At 72.3% G+C, this 16851-nt stretch carries 14 protein-coding genes; all 14 read left to right on the forward strand.

The window, feature by feature from the left end:
• Positions 1-28: 28 nt before the first annotated feature.
• A complete protein-coding gene (locus AC1Q49_RS05280) occupies positions 29-943 on the forward strand; it encodes a glutamate ABC transporter substrate-binding protein (RefSeq protein ID WP_492491141.1) in 915 nt (304 codons plus the stop codon).
• A gap of 91 nt (positions 944-1034) precedes the next feature.
• The gene (locus tag AC1Q49_RS05285) at positions 1035-1682 is read left to right on the forward strand and encodes an amino acid ABC transporter permease (protein WP_060959511.1); all 648 of its coding nucleotides are present in this window, start codon (positions 1035-1037) and stop codon (positions 1680-1682) included.
• Positions 1679-2608 (forward strand): amino acid ABC transporter permease, encoded by a 930-nt coding sequence (locus tag AC1Q49_RS05290; protein WP_061782143.1) that lies wholly within the window; start codon positions 1679-1681, stop codon positions 2606-2608. The genes AC1Q49_RS05285 and AC1Q49_RS05290 overlap by 4 nt, the downstream gene beginning before the upstream one ends.
• A gap of 63 nt (positions 2609-2671) precedes the next feature.
• Positions 2672-3724 (forward strand): phenylalanine--tRNA ligase subunit alpha, encoded by a 1053-nt coding sequence (gene pheS / locus AC1Q49_RS05295; RefSeq protein WP_492491142.1) that lies wholly within the window; start codon positions 2672-2674, stop codon positions 3722-3724.
• The gene (pheT, locus tag AC1Q49_RS05300) at positions 3724-6288 is read left to right on the forward strand and encodes a phenylalanine--tRNA ligase subunit beta (RefSeq protein ID WP_492491143.1); all 2565 of its coding nucleotides are present in this window, start codon (positions 3724-3726) and stop codon (positions 6286-6288) included. The genes pheS and pheT overlap by 1 nt, the downstream gene beginning before the upstream one ends.
• 224 nt (positions 6289-6512) lie before the next feature.
• Positions 6513-7283, forward strand: a complete 771-nt coding sequence (locus tag AC1Q49_RS05305; protein ID WP_060959514.1) for an ABC transporter ATP-binding protein — start codon at positions 6513-6515, stop codon at positions 7281-7283.
• Positions 7265-8848 (forward strand): hypothetical protein, encoded by a 1584-nt coding sequence (locus tag AC1Q49_RS05310; RefSeq protein ID WP_492491144.1) that lies wholly within the window; start codon positions 7265-7267, stop codon positions 8846-8848. Before AC1Q49_RS05305 ends, AC1Q49_RS05310 begins: the two co-directional genes overlap by 19 nt.
• Entirely contained in the window at positions 8845-9828 is a 984-nt protein-coding gene (locus tag AC1Q49_RS05315; protein WP_191008762.1) for an NAD-dependent epimerase/dehydratase family protein, read from the forward strand. Before AC1Q49_RS05310 ends, AC1Q49_RS05315 begins: the two co-directional genes overlap by 4 nt.
• A gap of 217 nt (positions 9829-10045) precedes the next feature.
• The gene (gene argC, locus AC1Q49_RS05320; protein ID WP_492491145.1) at positions 10046-11098 is read left to right on the forward strand and encodes an N-acetyl-gamma-glutamyl-phosphate reductase; all 1053 of its coding nucleotides are present in this window, start codon (positions 10046-10048) and stop codon (positions 11096-11098) included.
• Positions 11095-12252, forward strand: coding sequence for a bifunctional glutamate N-acetyltransferase/amino-acid acetyltransferase ArgJ (argJ, locus tag AC1Q49_RS05325; protein WP_492491146.1), 1158 nt, complete (start codon positions 11095-11097; stop codon positions 12250-12252). Before argC ends, argJ begins: the two co-directional genes overlap by 4 nt.
• On the forward strand, positions 12249-13151 hold the full coding sequence (gene argB / locus AC1Q49_RS05330) for an acetylglutamate kinase (protein ID WP_061782147.1): 903 nt from the start codon (positions 12249-12251) through the stop codon (positions 13149-13151). The genes argJ and argB overlap by 4 nt, the downstream gene beginning before the upstream one ends.
• 5 nt (positions 13152-13156) lie before the next feature.
• On the forward strand, positions 13157-14440 hold the full coding sequence (locus AC1Q49_RS05335) for an acetylornithine transaminase (protein WP_263406209.1): 1284 nt from the start codon (positions 13157-13159) through the stop codon (positions 14438-14440).
• Positions 14437-15360, forward strand: a complete 924-nt coding sequence (argF, locus tag AC1Q49_RS05340) for an ornithine carbamoyltransferase (protein WP_492491147.1) — start codon at positions 14437-14439, stop codon at positions 15358-15360. Before AC1Q49_RS05335 ends, argF begins: the two co-directional genes overlap by 4 nt.
• A gap of 28 nt (positions 15361-15388) precedes the next feature.
• On the forward strand, positions 15389-16480 hold the full coding sequence (locus tag AC1Q49_RS05345) for a DUF418 domain-containing protein (protein WP_492491148.1): 1092 nt from the start codon (positions 15389-15391) through the stop codon (positions 16478-16480).
• Positions 16481-16851: the final 371 nt, after the last annotated feature.

Raw genomic sequence — 16851 nt, forward strand, 5'->3', positions numbered from 1 at the left:
AGAGATGGATACGAAACAGGAGGATCACATGCTGAAGAAGAATCGCATCGCCGGCGCTTTCGCCGGTCTGGCCGTCGCGGCCCTCGCCCTCACGGCGTGCAACAGCGGCACCCCGGGTGCAGAGCCCGGTGCGACGGAGGGCGCCGGCGGCGCCGCCGAGACCCCGTGGACGGTCGCCACGGATGTGACGCTCGAGGGCAGCCCCACGTTCGACAAGATCACGAGCGCCGGTGTCGTCAAGGTCGGCGTCAAGGAGGACCAGCCCGGTCTCGGCTACCTCGACCCGGTCACGAACACGCGCAGCGGCTTCGACGTCGACATCGCGCGGTGGATCGCGGCGTCGCTCGGCTACGACGAGGACAAGATCGAGTTCCAGGCGATCGCCTCCGCCAACCGCGAGCAGGCGCTCGTGAACGGCGACATCGACTACTACGTCGGCACCTACTCGATCACCGACAAGCGCAAGCAGCAGATCTCCTTCGCCGGTCCCTACTTCATCACCGGTCAGGGCCTGCTCGTCGCCGCCGACAACGACAAGATCACGGGTAAAGACGCGCTGACCGCGGACGACACCGTCTGCTCGGCCACGGGCTCGACCTCGATCCAGCGCATCAAGGAGGAGACGCAGGCCAAGACGAAGGAGTACGACACCTACTCCGCGTGCGTCGAAGATCTCAAGAACGGCCAGGTCGACGCCGTCACCACCGACGAGGCGATCCTCATCGGATACGCCGCGCAGGCGCCCGACCAGCTGAAGGTCGTCGGAGAGCCCTTCAGCGAGGAGCGCTACGGCGTCGGCATCGCGCAGGGCGACACCGCCTTCCAGACGTTCATCGACACGATGTTCACCGACGGCGGATCGACCTGGCAGGCGATCTTCGACAAGAACCTCGGCGCCTCCGGCGTGAAGGCGACGCAGCCGCAGGTCGACGCGGCGGACTGATCCGCCCCGGCGGCGGGGGGGGGGGGGGGGGGGGGGGGGGGCCCCCCGCCGCCGGAACCCGACCACGACGACAACGACGGAAGGCGGAGCGGTGGAGGTCATCACCGACAACCTGGACCTGTGGGGAGAGGCCCTCACCGGCACGCTGGTGCTGTTCTTCGGCGGCGGCGTCCTCGCGCTCGTGCTCGGCTTCGTCGTCGGCGCGATGCGCGTCTCGCCGATTCCGGCGGCGCGCGCGGTGGGCGCCGTCTACGTCAACTGGATCCGCAACACCCCGCTGACGCTGGTCATGTTCTTCTTCGCGTTCTGCCTGCCGATCCTGCTGCGGGAGCGCATCGACGCGATCCTGCTCGCGACGCTCGCCCTCGGCGTGTACACGGCGACCTACGTGGCCGAGACGCTGCGCTCCGGGATCAACACCGTGCCGGTCGGTCAGGCCGAAGCCGCCCGCGCGCTGGGTCTCACCTTCGGTCAGGTGATGACGCTCGTGGTGCTGCCGCAGGCCACCCGCTCGGTCATCCCGCCGATGATGAGCGTGCTCATCGCGCTGTTGAAGAACACGACCGTGGCCGCCGGCTTCTCCGTCCTCAACCTGGGGTCGGTCCGCAGCAACCTCAGCGAGCGGGGCGAGAACCAGCTCGTCACCCTCCTGTGGGTCATGGTCATCTTCGTCGCCCTGGTGCTGCTGCTCGCGTGGCTGCAGCGAGCGATGGAACGCCGATGGAAGGTCGCACGATGAGCTCCGTCCTCTACGACGTCCCGGGTCCCCGCGCCGTCGCCCGCAACCGGGTGCTGGGGCTCGCCACGATCCTGCTCGTCCTCGCGATCGCCGGGTGGGTGATCTGGCGCTTCGCCGCGACCGGACAGTTCTCCGCCGACAAGTGGGAGATCTTCACGTACGCGACGATCTGGCAGCGGCTGCTCGACGGCGCGCTCGCGACGCTCGCGGCCTTCGCCGCGGCGGCGGCCGGTGCGCTCGTGCTCGGCTTCGTCCTCGCGATCGGGCGCTTGTCCGCGCACGCGTGGATCCGGGTTCCCGTCGGCTGGATCACCGAGATCCTGCGCGCCGTCCCCGTCCTCGTCTTCATGATGCTGCTCTACTACGGTCTGCCCGTGGTGGGCATCCGCATGGAGCCGTACTGGGCCGTCGTCATCGCCCTGGTCGCCTACAACGGCTCGGTCCTGGCGGAGGTGATCCGCGCCGGCGTCGAGTCGCTGCCGCGCGGCCAGAGCGAGGCGGGCTACGCGATCGGTCTGCGCAAGGCCGGAGTGCTCCGCCTGATCCTGCTTCCGCAGGCGATCCGCGCCATGATGCCGGTCATCGTCGCCCAGCTCGTCGTCACCCTGAAGGACACGGCGCTCGGCTTCATCATCACCTACCCCGAGCTGCTCTACGTCATCAAGCTGTTGGGCTCGAACGCGGTGTACAGCTCGCCTCTCATCCAGACCGCGATCGTCGGCGGCTCGATCTACGTGGCGATGTGCCTGGCCCTCAGCTATGTGGCGTACCGCATCGAACAGCGGTCCCAGCGGCGTCAGCAGCAGCAGGCGGCCGAGGGGGGCGCGCCCCATCATCCGATGGGAACCGGCGGCACCGACACCGAGCTCATCGCCCTGCAGGCGCGGGCGGGCAAGCTCGATCCGGGGAACACGTCGCAGATGTGATCCGCGGGGCGGTCGCCGGCGCGGTCCCGGCAGCGCGCGCCGCCGCCGGTAGACTCCTCTCTTGTGTCTGACGCACCCGAGATCACTCCCGCGATCACCGCCGAGAACGTGGATGCCGCCGTCGCCGACGCCCTGACGGCGATCGCCGCGGCCGGTTCAACGGCCGAGCTCAAGGCGGCGCGCGCGGCCCACGCCGGCGAGGGGTCGCCCCTCGCGCAGCTGAACGCCCAGCTGCGTCACGTGCCGAACGACCAGAAGGCCGCGCTCGGCAAGCTCGTCGGCCAGGCGCGCGGGCGCGTCACGCAGGCGCTCGTCGCCCGGGAGGAGGAGCTCGCGGCCGCGGAGAACGCGGCGAAGCTCGAGGCCGAGCGGGTCGACATCACGGCGATCGCGCCGCGGGGGCGCGTCGGCGCCCGGCATCCGATCTCCCTCCTGCAGGAGGAGATCGCCGACCTCTTCGTCGGCATGGGATGGGAGATCGCCGAAGGACCCGAGCTTGAGCACGAGTGGTACAACTTCGATGCGCTCAACTTCGACATCGACCACCCGGCGCGCCAGATGCAGGACACATTCTTCGTCGATCCCGTCGAGCGCCACTTGGTGCTGCGCACGCAGACCAGTCCCGTCCAGATGCGCTCGATGCTCGAGCGTGAGCTGCCGATCTACGTGCTGTCGCCCGGACGGGTGTACCGGACCGACGAGTTCGACGCCACGCACCTGCCTGCCTTTCACCAGTTCGAGGGACTCGTGGTCGACAAGGGCATCACGATGGCGAACCTCAAGGGCACCCTCGACCACGCCGCGAAGGTCCTGTTCGGCGCCGAGGCGAAGACGCGTTTCCGCACCAACTTCTTCCCCTTCACCGAGCCGTCGGCCGAGCTCGACCTGTGGCACCCGACCTTCAAGGGCGGCGCGCGATGGATCGAGTGGGGCGGCTGCGGCATGGTCAACCCGAACGTGCTGCGCGCGGCCGGAATCGACCCGGAGGTCTACTCCGGGTTCGCCTTCGGAATGGGCATCGAGCGCACGCTCATGTTCCGCTCCGACGTGCAGGACATGCGGGACATGGCCGAGGGCGATGTCCGCTTCAGCGAGCAGTTCGGAATGGTGGTCTGATGCGCGTCCCTCTGTCGTGGCTGCGTGAGTACGTCGAGCTTCCCGAGGACGCCACGACCGACGACGTCTTCGCGGCGCTCGTGTCGGTGGGCTTCGAGGAGGAAGAGGCGATCGGCTTCGAGATCACCGGTCCGGTCGTGGTCGGCCAGGTGCTCTCCTTCGAGGCGGAGCCCCAGTCCAACGGCAAGACCATCCGGTGGTGCCAGGTCGACGTGGGCGCGGCCAACGGCGGCGTCCGCGGCATCGTCTGCGGCGCCTCCAACTTCGTCGCCGGCGACAAGGTCGTCGTGTCGCTGCCCGGCGCCGTCCTGCCCGGCCCGTTCCCGATCTCGGCGCGCAAGACCTACGGCCACGTCTCCGACGGCATGATCGCCTCGGCGCGCGAGCTCGGCCTCGGTGAGGAGCACAACGGCATCCTGCGTCTGGTCGAGCTCGGACTGGACCCGGAGGTGGGCGCCGACGCGATCGCCCTGCTGGGCCTCGACGACGTCGCGGTCGACGTGAACGTCACGCCCGACCGCGGCTACGCCCTGTCGCTGCGCGGGATCGCGCGCGAGTACTCGCACGCCACCGGAGCCGCCTTCCGCGACCCCGCCGACCACGAGTGGGCGGACGTCGCGCCCGGCAGCGGATTCCCGATCGTCGTCGACGACCGGGCACCGCTGCGGGGCCGCGTCGGAGCGAGCGAGTTCGTCGCCCGCGTCGTGCGCGGGGTCGATCCGACCCGCCCCACGCCGCCCTGGATGGTGGCGCGGCTGACCCTCGCGGGCATCCGCTCCCTCGGCATCCTGATCGATATCACCAACTACGTCATGCTCGAGCTCGGCAACCCGATCCACGGGTACGACCTCGACCGGCTGCAGGGCGGCATCACCGTCCGGCGCGCCGGCGAGGGGGAGAAGCTCACGACCCTCGACGGCAAGGAGCGGACGCTCAGCGCCGAGGACCTCCTCATCACCGACGAGTCGGGCCCGATCGGCCTCGCCGGCGTGATGGGCGGCGGGACGACCGAGATGACGGATGCCACGCGCAACGTGCTCATCGAAGCGGCGACCTTCGACCCGATCACGATCGCGCGCACGGCCCGTCGCCACAAGCTGCCGTCCGAGGCCTCGCGCCGTTTCGAGCGCGGCGTCGACCCGCTGCTGCCTTTCGTCGCCGCCCGCCGCGTCGCCGACCTCATGGTCGACCTCGCCGGCGGAACTCTCGACACCGAGCTGGGCGGCGCGCTGTTCGGCGAGGTGTTCGTGGAGGGCATCGACCTGCCGCGCGCGTTCGTGCCGACCCTCATCGGCGTCGACTACACGGATGCCGAGATCACGGACGCCCTCGAGATGATCGGCTGCGAGGTGACGGATGTCGATGAGGCGTTCGTCGACGGGGTCGTGTTCGACGAGGCCGTGCCCGCCGACATCCCCGGCGGCGGATGGATCGTCATCCCGCCGACGTGGCGCCCCGACCTCACCGACAAGTGGACGCTGGCCGAGGAGGTCGCGCGCATCCACGGGCTCGACCGCATCCCGTCGATCCTGCCGACGCCCCCGTCGGGTCGCGGCCTGACCGCGCTGCAGAAGGGGCGTCGTCGGGTCGCCAACGCCCTGGCGGCCGCCGGCTACGTCGAGACGCCGTCGTTCCCGTTCTCGACCGCCGAGGCGAACGCGCTGCACGGCTCGGCCTCCGGCGAGCCTGTGGCCTCGGTGCGGCTCGCGAACCCGCTGGACGGACAGGCGCCGTATCTACGCCGCTCGCTCATCCCCGGGCTGCTGGCCGTGGCGCACCGCAACCAGGCCCGCGGGTTCACCGACCTGGCCCTGTTCGAGACGGGACTCGTCTTCACCCCCGAAGACGGCGTCGTCTACGGCACGGTGACCGTGCCGCCGCTCGCCGTGCGTCCCGATGACGAGACCCTCGCGGCCCTCAACGCCTCGCTGCCGCCGCAGCCGCGCCACGCGGCCGTCCTCCTCGGCGGCGACATCGTCGCCAAGCAGCCGGGTCAGCCGGCCGTCGCGGCGGAGCTGTCGGACGCGCTCTTCGCGGTGCAGACGATCGCCGCCGCCGCGGGCGTGCGCATCGACGTGGCCCAGGGCCGGCGCGCCGCGCTGCACCCGGGACGCACCGGGATCCTCTCCGTCGACGGCGTCGAGGTCGGCTACGTCGGCGAGGTGCTGCCGCAGGTCGCCGCCGACGCCGACCTCCACGGGCGGGTCTACGTCGCCGAGCTCGATCTCGATCGCATCCTCGCCCTCGCGGGCGCTCCCGCGGTCGCGCCGTCGCTGTCGGGCTACCCGGCCGCGACGCAGGACGTCTCGCTCGTCGTGGGCGCGGACGTCGTCGCCGGCGACGTCGAGGCGGCGCTCGTCGATGGCGCGGGCCCGCTGCTGGAGACCGTGCGTCTCGTCGACGACTATCGCGGAACGGGACTCGCCGACGGCACGAAGAGCCTGACGTTCGCGCTGCGGTTCCGGGCGCCCGATCGCACGCTCACCGCGGCCGAGGCCACGGAGGCCAAGCTCGCCGGCGTCGCCGTCGCGACCCAGCGCTACGCGGCGGCGATCCGGGAGTAGCGCCCGCTCGGGGCCGTCGCGTGGCCCTCGTGACGGATCTGCAAGCCCTCTTGCGCGACACGCCGGAGTCGAGCGTCGAGCGTCCCGCGTGTCGCGTCGGGGCCCGTGCAGTTCGGGCTTCGGCGATGCGGCCATCGTGCCGGCGCGCTCCGACACCGGCGGATGCCGCGGCGTCGGCGACGGGGCTGTGACCGCGCGCGCCGGTCGGGCTAGGCTCGGTGGGGATGACTGACACCCAGCTGGTCCCCGCCTTGCAACTCGCGGGCCTCGTCAAGCGCTTCGGCGACAAGACCGCGGTCGCCGGTGTCGACCTCCTCGTCCCACCGGGCTCGTTCTACGGACTCGTCGGTCCGAACGGCGCCGGGAAGACGACGACCCTGTCGATGGCGACGGGACTGCTGCGCCCCGATGCCGGGACGGCGTGGGTGCACGGCGTCGATGTGTGGGCCGATCCGGTGCGCGCCAAGGCGATGATCGGAAACCTCGCCGACGGCGTGCGTCTGTTCGACCGCCTGACGGGGGAGCAGCTGCTCACGTACACCGCGATGATGTTCTCGGTGCCCCGGGAGCAGATCGCCGGGCGCGTGTCCGACCTGATCGCGCTCATGGATCTCGGTGAGGCCGCCGGCACGATCGTCGCCGACTACTCGGCCGGCATGACCAAGAAGGTGGCGCTGGCCTGCGCGCTCGTGCACGCCCCGCGCCTGCTCGTGCTGGACGAGCCGTTCGAGTCGGTCGACCCGGTGTCGGCCGCCAACATCGAGGACGTCCTTCGCTCGTACACGTCCTCGGGCGGCACGATCATCGTCTCGAGCCACTCGATGGACCTCGTGCAGCGCATGTGCGACCACGTCGCGATCATCGCGACCGGCCGCGTCCTCGCCGCCGGCACGGTCGACGAGGTGCGCGCGGGCGAGAGCCTGCAGGACCGCTTCCTGTCGCTGGTCGGCGGCCGCCACACCTCGGAGGGCCCGCAGTGGTTGCGACAGTCCTGAGGCTGCGCTACCGCATCCTCGGCAACACGCTCGCCCGCCGGCCGTGGCAGCTCGTCGGCTTCTGCTTCGGCATCCTCTGGGCGCTCGGCATCCTGGGGTCGGTGATCACGGGCCTCGTCGCGATCGCGGTCTTCCAGAGCCTCGACGTCGCCCGCGCGGTGGCCGTGGCCGGCGGCTCCGCGCTGCTGTTGGGTTGGGTGCTCGGCCCGGTGCTGGTCACCGGCATGGACACGACGGTGGATGCCGACAAGCTCGCCCCCTTCCCGCTCACCACCCGCCAGGTCATGCTCGCCCTCACGGCCACGGGGCTCACCGGCATCCCGGGCATCGCGACCTCCATCGCCGCGCTCGCGACGGTCGCGCTCTGGGTACGCTGGCCCGTCGCGGCCCTCGTCGCGGTGCCGTGCCTCGCGCTCGCCGTGCTGACGTGCGTCGTGGCCTCGCGCCTCGTCTCCGCGCTGTCGACCGGGCTCGGCGGCAACCGGCGCGGCCGCGAGCTCGTCGGCACCGTCGTGCTGGTGCTGCTGATCATGTCCGGGCCGATCATCACGGGGACGCTGGCGCTGCTGGGCTCGGCGCGCGACCTCGGCGAGCAGGTGCGGCAGATCGCCGGCGTGCTCTCGTGGACCCCGATCGGGGCCACCTGGGCGGTCCCCGGCGACGTGGCGGCCGGTGCGTGGGGGAGCGCGGCGCTGAAGCTGCTGATCGCCCTCGCGACGCTCGGAGTGCTCTGGATGCTCTGGGCGCGTGCGCTGCACGGCGCGACGACGGCGCCGCGACAGCGCGCCGCCAAGGTCGCCCGCTCCGGTGCTCTGGGCCTGTTCGGTCGGATGCCGACCGGTGGCGTCGGCGCGACCTGGGCCCGCTCCCTCACGGCGTGGCTGCGCGATCCCCGCTACCTGCGGCAGCTGCTGGTGGTGCCGCTGTTCCCGCTGCTGTTCGCCTTCACCGGCGGCATCGACGGCTTCATGTTCTCGTCGTCGGCGATCCTCGTCGCCTTCGTGCTCTGCCTCGCCGGCTACACCGACGTGTCCTACGACGGCACCGCGTTCGCCTCGGTGCTCGCGACCGGCATCCGCGGCCGCGACGACCGGCTCGGCCGAGCGCTCGGTGCGGCGAGCATCGGCATCCCGCTCGTGGTCCTCGTCGCGGTCGTCACCACCGCGGTCGGCGGTCGCTCGGCGGAGCTCCCTGCGATCCTCGGCGCCGCGCTCGGGCTGCTCCTCGGCGGGTACGGCGTCAGCGCGGTCTCGTCGGCGCTGATCGTCAGCCCCGTCGCCGCGCCCGGAGACAGCCCCTTCAAGAGCGTGCCGGGGCAGACCTTCCTCACGGGCCTGCTCGTCTTCGTCGTGATGGGGGTGTGCCTCGTGCTCGGTGCCCCGGCGATCGCGTTCGCCATCGCGGGCCTCGTCACGGGTGCACCGCTGTGGGGCTGGGTGGCGCTCGCCGTCGGCATCGGCGTCGGTGGGGGAGCGGCGGCGCTGGGCGTGTGGCTCGGCGGCCGCGCGCTCGATCGCAGCGGACCGGATCTGCTGCAGCGCATCAAGGCGTTCCCGACGACATGACCGAGATCCTCGTCCTCGGCGGCACCGGGTGGCTGTCGGGCCGGATCGCTCGGCGGTGGCGGGATGCCGGCGCCGCCGTGACCTGTCTCGCGCGCGGAGGCCGCCCCGTGCCGGACGGCACGCGGCTGGTCGTCGGCGACCGCGACTCCGCCTCCGCTTACGAGAGCCTCGCGGACCGCGAGTGGGATGAGGTCGTCGACATCTCCTCCACGGCCGCCCACGTGCGCGCGGCCGTCGACGCCCTGGGCGGTCGCGCCCGGCACTGGACCTACGTGTCGAGCGTGTCGGCGTACGCGGACGACGACGTGGTGGGCGCCGACGAGACCGCGCCGCTCGCGCCGCCCGCCGGACCGGGCGAGGAAGGCGACTACCGGCGGGAGAAGTCGGCCGCCGAGGCCGCGGTCCGCGCCGCGTGCGGTCACCGTGCCGCCGTGGTACGACCCGGGCTCATCGTCGGACCGGGCGATCCGACCGACCGCTTCGGCTACTGGGTCGCGCGATTCGCGGCCGCGGGAGCCGAGCCGGTGCTCGTGCCCGACGTGCCGGCGGCGCCGGTGCAGGTGATCGACGTCGACGACCTCGCGAGCTTCGTCGTCGCCCTGGGCGGTGCGCGGTTCACGGGCGCCGTCAACGCCGTCGGCGACGCCCTGCCGCTGGACACGGTGCTGGCGGCCGCCCGCGCGACGGCGGGACACACGGGGGAGGTGGTCGCGGCATCCCCCGACTGGCTGGTCGCCCAGGGGGTGGCCCACTGGGCGGGGGAGCGCTCGCTGCCGCTCTGGCTGCCGGAGGGCATGCCCGGGTTCGCGACGCGATCGAACGCGGTCTTCCGTCTGCTCGGCGGGCGGCTCACGCCGCTCGGCGCGACGCTGGAGCGTGTGCTCGCCGACGAGCGCGCCCGCGGACTCGATCGCCCGCGCCGGGCCGGCCTCACCCGCGCCGACGAGCGCGCGCTGCTCGCCGCCCGGGCGGGCGGCTGAGGCCGATTTGCGACGCACCCCGTCCGCGCGATACGGTCGCCGCATGCATCCGGCCGCTCCTCTCACCGTCACCACGGTGCGACGCGCGCGCCGACGCCAGGCCGGCCGCCGACTCTAGGCGACCCCGCGAGCTCCCTGTCGCCGTGACGGGTCGAGCCGCCGGTGTCGCCGTTTCGAGCCCACCGTCTGCAGACCACAGTCACAATAAGGTTGAACAATGACCCTTTCGGTCGCCGTCTCCGGCGCTTCCGGCTATGCGGGCGGCGAGATCCTGCGCCTGCTCGCCGCTCATCCCGACATCCGCATCACGACCGTCACCGCGCACAGCAACGCGGGCGACGCGCTCGTCCAGCACCAGCCGCACCTGCGCTCCCTCGCACACCTGACGCTCCAGCCGACCACGCCCGACGTGCTCGCCGGCCATGACGTCGTCTTCCTCGCGCTCCCGCACGGCCAGTCCGGCCAGTACACCGACGCGCTCGCCGACACGCCCCTCGTGATCGATGCCGGCGCCGACCACCGGTTGACCTCCCCGGCGGCCTGGGACGCGTTCTACGGCGGCGCCTTCCACGAGCCGTGGACCTACGGCGTGCCCGAGCTCCTCGTCGGGGCCGGCGGCGCCAAGCAGCGCGACGCTCTCGTCGGCGCCTCGCGCATCGCGGCCCCCGGCTGCAACGCCTCGACCGTCGCCCTCAGCCTCGCCCCCGGTGTCGCCGCGGGCGTCATCGACCCGTCGGACATCGTCAGCGTCCTCGCCGTCGGCCCGTCCGGGGCCGGCAAGAGCCTGAAGACCACCCTGCTCGCGTCCGAGATCCTCGGCTCCGCCAACCCGTATGCCGTCGGCGGCACGCACCGCCACATCCCGGAGATCCAGCAGGCGCTCACCGCTGCGGCGCCCGCCGCCGACGTGCGCATCTCGTTCACCCCGGTGCTGGTGCCGATGGCCCGCGGCATCCTGGCGACCTCCACGGCGCCGATCGTCGACGGGGCGACGGATGCCGAGATCCGCGCCGCGTGGGAGGACGCCTACGGGTCGGAGACGTTCGTGCAGCTCCTTCCCGAGGGACAGTTCCCCCGGACGGCGGACGTCCTCGGCGCCAACACGGCGCTCGTCGGACTCGCGATCGACCGCCCCGCCGGCCGCGTCGTCGTCGTGACGGCGGTCGACAACCTCGTCAAGGGCACCGCGGGTGCCGCCATCCAGTCGATGAACATCGCCCTCGGCCTTCCCGAGGCCACGGGCCTGACCGTGAACGGAGTGGCACCGTGAGCGTCACCGCCCCCGCAGGATTCGCCGCCGCCGGCGTCGTCGCCGGCCTCAAATCGACCGGCAAGCCCGACGTCGCCGTCGTCGTCAACCGCGGCCCGCTCAAGGTCGGTGCCGCCGTGTTCACGAGCAACCGCGCCAAGGCGAACCCGATCCTGTGGTCGCAGCAGGCCATCCAGGACGCGACGGTCGAGGCCGTCGTACTGAACTCCGGCGGCGCCAACTGCTTCACCGGCGCGTTCGGCTTCCAGACGACGCACCAGACGGCCGAGAAGGCCGCGGAGCTGCTGGACGTGAGCCCCGGCGATGTGCTCGTCTGCTCCACCGGGCTGATCGGCACCGGCGACGAGGTCTTCCGCGCGAAGGTGCTCGCCGGCACCGAGGCGGCGATCGCGGCGCTGTCGGGCGACGGCGGCGACGACGCGGCGCGCGCGATCATGACCACCGACACCGTGCCCAAGACCAGCGTGTTCGAGGGGGAGGGGTGGACCATCGGCGCGATGGCGAAGGGCGCGGGCATGCTCGCCCCGGGCCTGGCGACGATGCTCGTCGTCCTCACGACCGATGCGGTGCTCGCCGCCGGCGACGCCGACGCGCACCTGCGTGCGGCGACGCGCGTGAGCTTCGACCGGCTCGACTCGGACGGCTGCATGTCCACCAACGACCAGGTCACCCTGCTGGCCAGCGGCGCCAGCGGCGTGACGCCCGATGCCGCCGCCTTCCGCGCGGCGCTCATCGAGGTCTGCACGAGCCTCGCGGTCCAGCTGCAGGCGGACGCCGAGGGCGCGAGCCACGACATCACGATCCGGGTCGTGGGCGCGGCATCCGAGGACGACGCCGTCGAGGTCGGCCGCTCGGTCGCCCGCAACAACCTCTTCAAGGCCGCGATCTTCGGAAACGACCCCAACTGGGGCCGGGTCCTCGCCGCGATCGGCACGACGCAGGCGGCCTTCGACCCCTACCTGGTCGACGTGAGCTTCAACGGCGTGCGGCTGTGCAGCGCGGGTGCCCCCGACCGCCCGCGTGAGGAGGTCGACCTCACCCCGCGCGCGACGGACGTGCTCATCGACCTCAAAGCGGGGGATGCCGCGGCGACCATCTTCACCAACGACCTGACGCACGACTACGTCCACGAGAACAGCGCGTACAGCTCATGACCGAGAAGATCCAGCACACGACGCCCGAGGAGGCCGCCGAGAAGGCCGCCGTCCTCATCGAGTCGCTGCCCTGGCTGCAGCGCTTCCGCGACCAGATCATCGTCATCAAGTACGGCGGCAACGCCATGGTCTCCGAGGAGCTGCAGGACGCGTTCGCGCAGGACATCGCCTACCTCCGCTTCGTGGGCGTGAAGCCCGTCGTCGTGCACGGCGGCGGTCCGCAGATCTCGCAGATGCTCGACCGCCTCGCGATCCCGAGCGAGTTCAAGGGCGGGTACCGGGTCACCTCCACCGAGGCGATGAGCGTCGTGCGGATGGTGCTCACCGGGCAGGTGAACCCCCAGCTGGTGGCGCGCATCAACGCCTACGGTCCGTTCGCGGCGGGGCTCTCGGGCGAGGACGCCGGGCTGTTCCACGGCCGCCGCCGCGGTGTCGTGATCGACGGCACCGAGCACGACCTCGGTGCGGTCGGCGACGTCGTACGCGTCGACCCGCAGCCGGTGCTCGACCAGCTCGCCGCCGGCCGCATCCCCGTGGTGTCCTCGATCGCGCCGGATCTCGACCACCCCGGGCAATCGCTCAACGTCAACGCGGATGCCGCGGCCGCCGCCCTCGCCGTCGCGCTCGGCGCCGCGAAACTGGTCGTGCTGACCGACGTCGCGGGACTCTACGCCGACTGGCCGAATCGCGACTCGCTCGTCTCGCATCTGACGGCCGACGAGCTGCGCGCGATGCTGCCGCGCCTGGAGTCGGGGATGATCCCGAAGATGCAGGCGTGCCTCGACGCGGTCGACGGCGGCGTCGACACGGCAGCGATCATCGACGGACGCCAGCCCCATTCGGTGCTGGTGGAGATCTTCACGGAACAGGGAATCGGAACAGAGGTGGTGGCGCAGTGAGCGGCGTGCAGGAGCAGACGACGGCAGCGACGATGTGGCAGGAGGACGCCGGGCGCGATCTCGTCCGCAACGCCGGCGACCGGATGGCCCTCTTCGTCCGCGGTGAGGGCTCGTCGCTGTGGGACGCCGACGGCCGCCGCTACCTCGACTTCCTCGGCGGCATCGCCGTGACCTCGCTCGGTCACGCCCACCCCGTCTTCGTGGATGCCGTCGCGCGCCAGGCCGCGACCCTCTCGCACGTGTCGAATTTCTTCGCGACGCCGCCGCAGCTGGCGCTCGCCGCCGAGCTCAAGCGCCTCACCGGCGCGGGCGCCGCCGGACGCGTCTACTTCGCCAACTCGGGAGCCGAGGCGAACGAGGCGGCCTTCAAGCTCGCGCGCCTCCACGGAGCGGCGGGCGGGGCGGCGGACGGTGCGCGCGCGCCGCGCCCCCGCATCCTCGCGCTGAAGGACGCCTTCCACGGCCGCACGATGGGCACCCTCGCCCTCACCGGCAAGCCCTACATGCAGGCGCCGTTCCTGCCGATGGTCCCCGGCGTCGAGTTCCTCGACTCCACGGTGGAGGCCCTCGAGGCCGCGATGGGCGACGACGTCGCTGCGCTGTTCGTCGAGCCCATCAAGGGCGAGGCCGGGGTCGTCCCGCTGCCGGAGGGCTACCTCGCGGCGGCGCGGGAGATCACGGCGCGACACGGTGCGCTGCTGATCATCGACGAGATCCAGACCGGTGCCGGACGCACCGGAGCCTGGTTCGCGTTCCAGCACGAGGGGATCGTCCCCGACGCCATCACCGTCGCCAAGGGCATCGGCGGCGGCTTCCCGATCGGTGCGCTCATCACGTTCGGCGCGGCGAGCGACCTCTTCTACCCGGGCACGCACGGCTCGACCTTCGGGGGCAATCCGCTCGCGACCGCGACGTCGCTCGCCGTGCTCGGCGAGATCGAGCGTGCGGGCCTGGTCGAGAACGCGGCCGTCCGCGGCGTGCAGCTGCGCGCGGCGATCGAGTCCCTCGCCTCGCCGCTGATCGACGGATGCCGCGGACGCGGACTACTGCTGGGCGTGGCCTTGCGCCACCCCGTCGCCGGCGCCGTCGTCGCGGCCGCCCAGCAGCACGGGCTCATCGTCAACGCCGCCAACGACAGCACCGTGCGCATCGCGCCGGCTCTCACCATCGGCGACGTGGAGATCGACGAGTTCGTCGACCTCTTCGCGCGCGCCCTCAGCACCGTCGCCGACGCTCTCGTGCTCGACGACACCGAAACCCCCACCTCGACCCCGGAGGCCTCCGCATGACCCGCCATCTGCTCCGCGACGACGACCTCAGCCCGGCCGAGCAGGCCGAGATCCTCGACCTCGCGGTCTCGCTCAAGAAGGACCGCTGGAAGCTGAAGCCCCTCGAGGGGCCGCAGACCGTCGCGGTCATCTTCGACAAGAGCTCCACCCGCACGCGCGTCTCGTTCGCGGTCGGCATCGCCGAGCTCGGCGGCTCGCCGCTGGTGATCTCGACGGCGAACAGCCAGCTCGGCGGCAAGGAGACACCCTCCGACACCGCTCGTGTGCTGGAGCGGCAGGTCGCCGCGATCGTCTGGCGCACCTACGCGCAGGCGGGGCTCGAGGAGATGGCGCGCGGCACCACCGTGCCGGTCATCAACGCGCTCAGCGACGACTTCCACCCCTGTCAGCTGCTCGCCGACCTGCTGACGATCCGCGAGCACAAGGGCGAGCTGAAGGGGCTGACGCTCACGTTCTTCGGCGACGGCACCTCCAACATGGGCCACTCCTACGTGCTGGCGGGCGTGACGGCGGGGATGCACGTGCGCGTCGCCTCGCCCGCCGCCTACGCCCCGCGTGCCGATGTCGTCGCCGACGCCGAGCGCATCGCGGCGACCACCGGCGGCTCGGTCACCCTCTTCACCGACCCCGAGGCCGCGGCCGCGGGAGCGGACGTCGTCGTCACCGACACGTGGGTGTCGATGGGCAAGGAGGAGGAGAAGATCCAGCGCGTCCACGACCTCGGCGGCTACAAGGTGACGCAGCACACGATGTCGCTGGCCGATCCCGCGGCGATCTTCATCCACTGCCTGCCCGCCGATCGCGGCTACGAGGTGGATGCCGACGTGATCGACGGCCCACAGAGCGTCGTCTGGGACGAGGCCGAGAACCGCCTGCACGCCCAGAAGGCGCTGCTGGTCTGGCTGCTGCGTCAGCAGTGACCGGGGCGCGCGGCGAAGACCCGAGACGATGACGACCGCCCCCGCGCACCGGGACCGCCGCCTGGGCGGGTCCGGGCGCCTGGCGGGAGTCGATCTCGCGCGCGGCCTGGCGGTGCTCGGCATGTTCGCCGCCCATCTGCTGGTCATCGACGCGTTCGACCCCTGGCAGCCGTCGACGTGGGTCGATGTCGTCAACGGGCGCTCGTCGATCCTGTTCGCGACCGTCGCGGGCATCTCGATCGCCTTGATGACGGCGACCCCGGGCACGGCCGGCACGCGTCCGGCATCCGGTGCGGTGCTCTCGGTGGCACGGCGCCGCCTCGCGGTGCGCGCCGCGATCATCTGGGCCATCGGCATGCTCCTGAACGCGACCGGGGTCCCCGTCTACGTGATCCTGCAGGCCTACGGCATCCTGTTCCTGCTGGCGCTGCCGCTGGTGGGTCTGTCGGCGCGGACGCTGTGGACGATCGCGGCCGCCATCGCGCTGGTCGCGCCGTGGCTGCTGCCGGTACTCGACGGCGCGCTGGCCGCGGCCGGCCCGGTCGGCGGCGATCTCGTGCTGCTGCTCGGCTGGCACTACCCGTTCCCGCTCTGGGCCGCGTTCATGATCGCGGGCATCGCGGCGGCGCGGTCCGACCTGCGCGCGACCCGCACGGTCGTGGCCCTCGTCGCGGTCGGGGTCGGCTGCGCGGTCGCGGCGGGCGCGGCATCCGCCGTGACGTCGTTCCCGCCCGATTCGTACCTCGGGCTCGTGCTCTCCGACGCGGCGCACTCCGGAGGGCTCCTCGAAGCCGTCGGGTCGGGCGGCTTCGCGCTCGCCGTGATCGGGCTCTGCCTGCTCGTCTGCCGTCTGCCGGTCGCGTCGTCCGTTCTGCTGCCGATCCGTGCGGTCGGCTCGATGCCCCTGACGGCATACGTGGGGCAGATCCTCGTCTGGGCGGCGTGGGCATCCTTCGCGCTCGGCGATGTCGGCGACCTCTCGGGTTTCCGCGCCCTCCAGCCGTTCTGGCCGTTCGTCGTCGTCACCGTCGTGTTCTGCACCGCGTGGGCGCTGCTGCTCGGCCGCGGCCCGCTGGAGCGCGCCCTCGCGCTGGCGACGCGTCTCGCGGTCCCCGCCTGAGCCTTCATCCGTCCCCTCACGTCGCTTCGGATGCCGCGACACGACCACTCGGGACGGACGAACCCGCTCCGCGACGCAGGGCGTCGCGGATGCGCGCGTACGCAGGATCTTCCGCCGCATCCGGCTGCTCTCGTGCGCCGTCGGCGACGCATCGTCGGCGTCGCGATCCTCCGCGGAGCGGCGCATCCGCACGCCGCGGAACGGAGCGTCCAGATCCCGTGCGCGCAGGCGCCGCACCGTGACCCCGGCATCCCGGGCGGCGCGCACCGCGAAGGCGTCCGGCAGGGTCTGCGGCAACGGCGACGGCTCGCGGCTCATGCCTGCGAGCGGGGGGGGGGGGGGGGGGGGGGGGGGGGGGGGGGGGGGGGGGG

The organism is Microbacterium sp. MPR-TSA4 (genome assembly GCF_058792815.1).

Bases quoted from the DNA above. Each gene is read 5' to 3' on its own strand.
- AC1Q49_RS05315 (WP_191008762.1), top strand. From the start codon at position 8,845: ATGACCGAGATCCTCGTCCTCGGCGGCACCGGGTGGCTGTCGGGCCGG.
- AC1Q49_RS05280 (WP_492491141.1), top strand. From the start codon at position 29: ATGCTGAAGAAGAATCGCATCGCCGGCGCTTTCGCCGGTCTGGCCGTC.
- pheT (WP_492491143.1), top strand. From the start codon at position 3,724: ATGCGCGTCCCTCTGTCGTGGCTGCGTGAGTACGTCGAGCTTCCCGAG.
- argB (WP_061782147.1), top strand. From the start codon at position 12,249: ATGACCGAGAAGATCCAGCACACGACGCCCGAGGAGGCCGCCGAGAAG.
- argF (WP_492491147.1), top strand. From the start codon at position 14,437: ATGACCCGCCATCTGCTCCGCGACGACGACCTCAGCCCGGCCGAGCAG.
- AC1Q49_RS05345 (WP_492491148.1), top strand. From the start codon at position 15,389: ATGACGACCGCCCCCGCGCACCGGGACCGCCGCCTGGGCGGGTCCGGG.
- AC1Q49_RS05305 (WP_060959514.1), top strand. From the start codon at position 6,513: ATGACTGACACCCAGCTGGTCCCCGCCTTGCAACTCGCGGGCCTCGTC.
- argC (WP_492491145.1), top strand. From the start codon at position 10,046: ATGACCCTTTCGGTCGCCGTCTCCGGCGCTTCCGGCTATGCGGGCGGC.
- AC1Q49_RS05290 (WP_061782143.1), top strand. From the start codon at position 1,679: ATGAGCTCCGTCCTCTACGACGTCCCGGGTCCCCGCGCCGTCGCCCGC.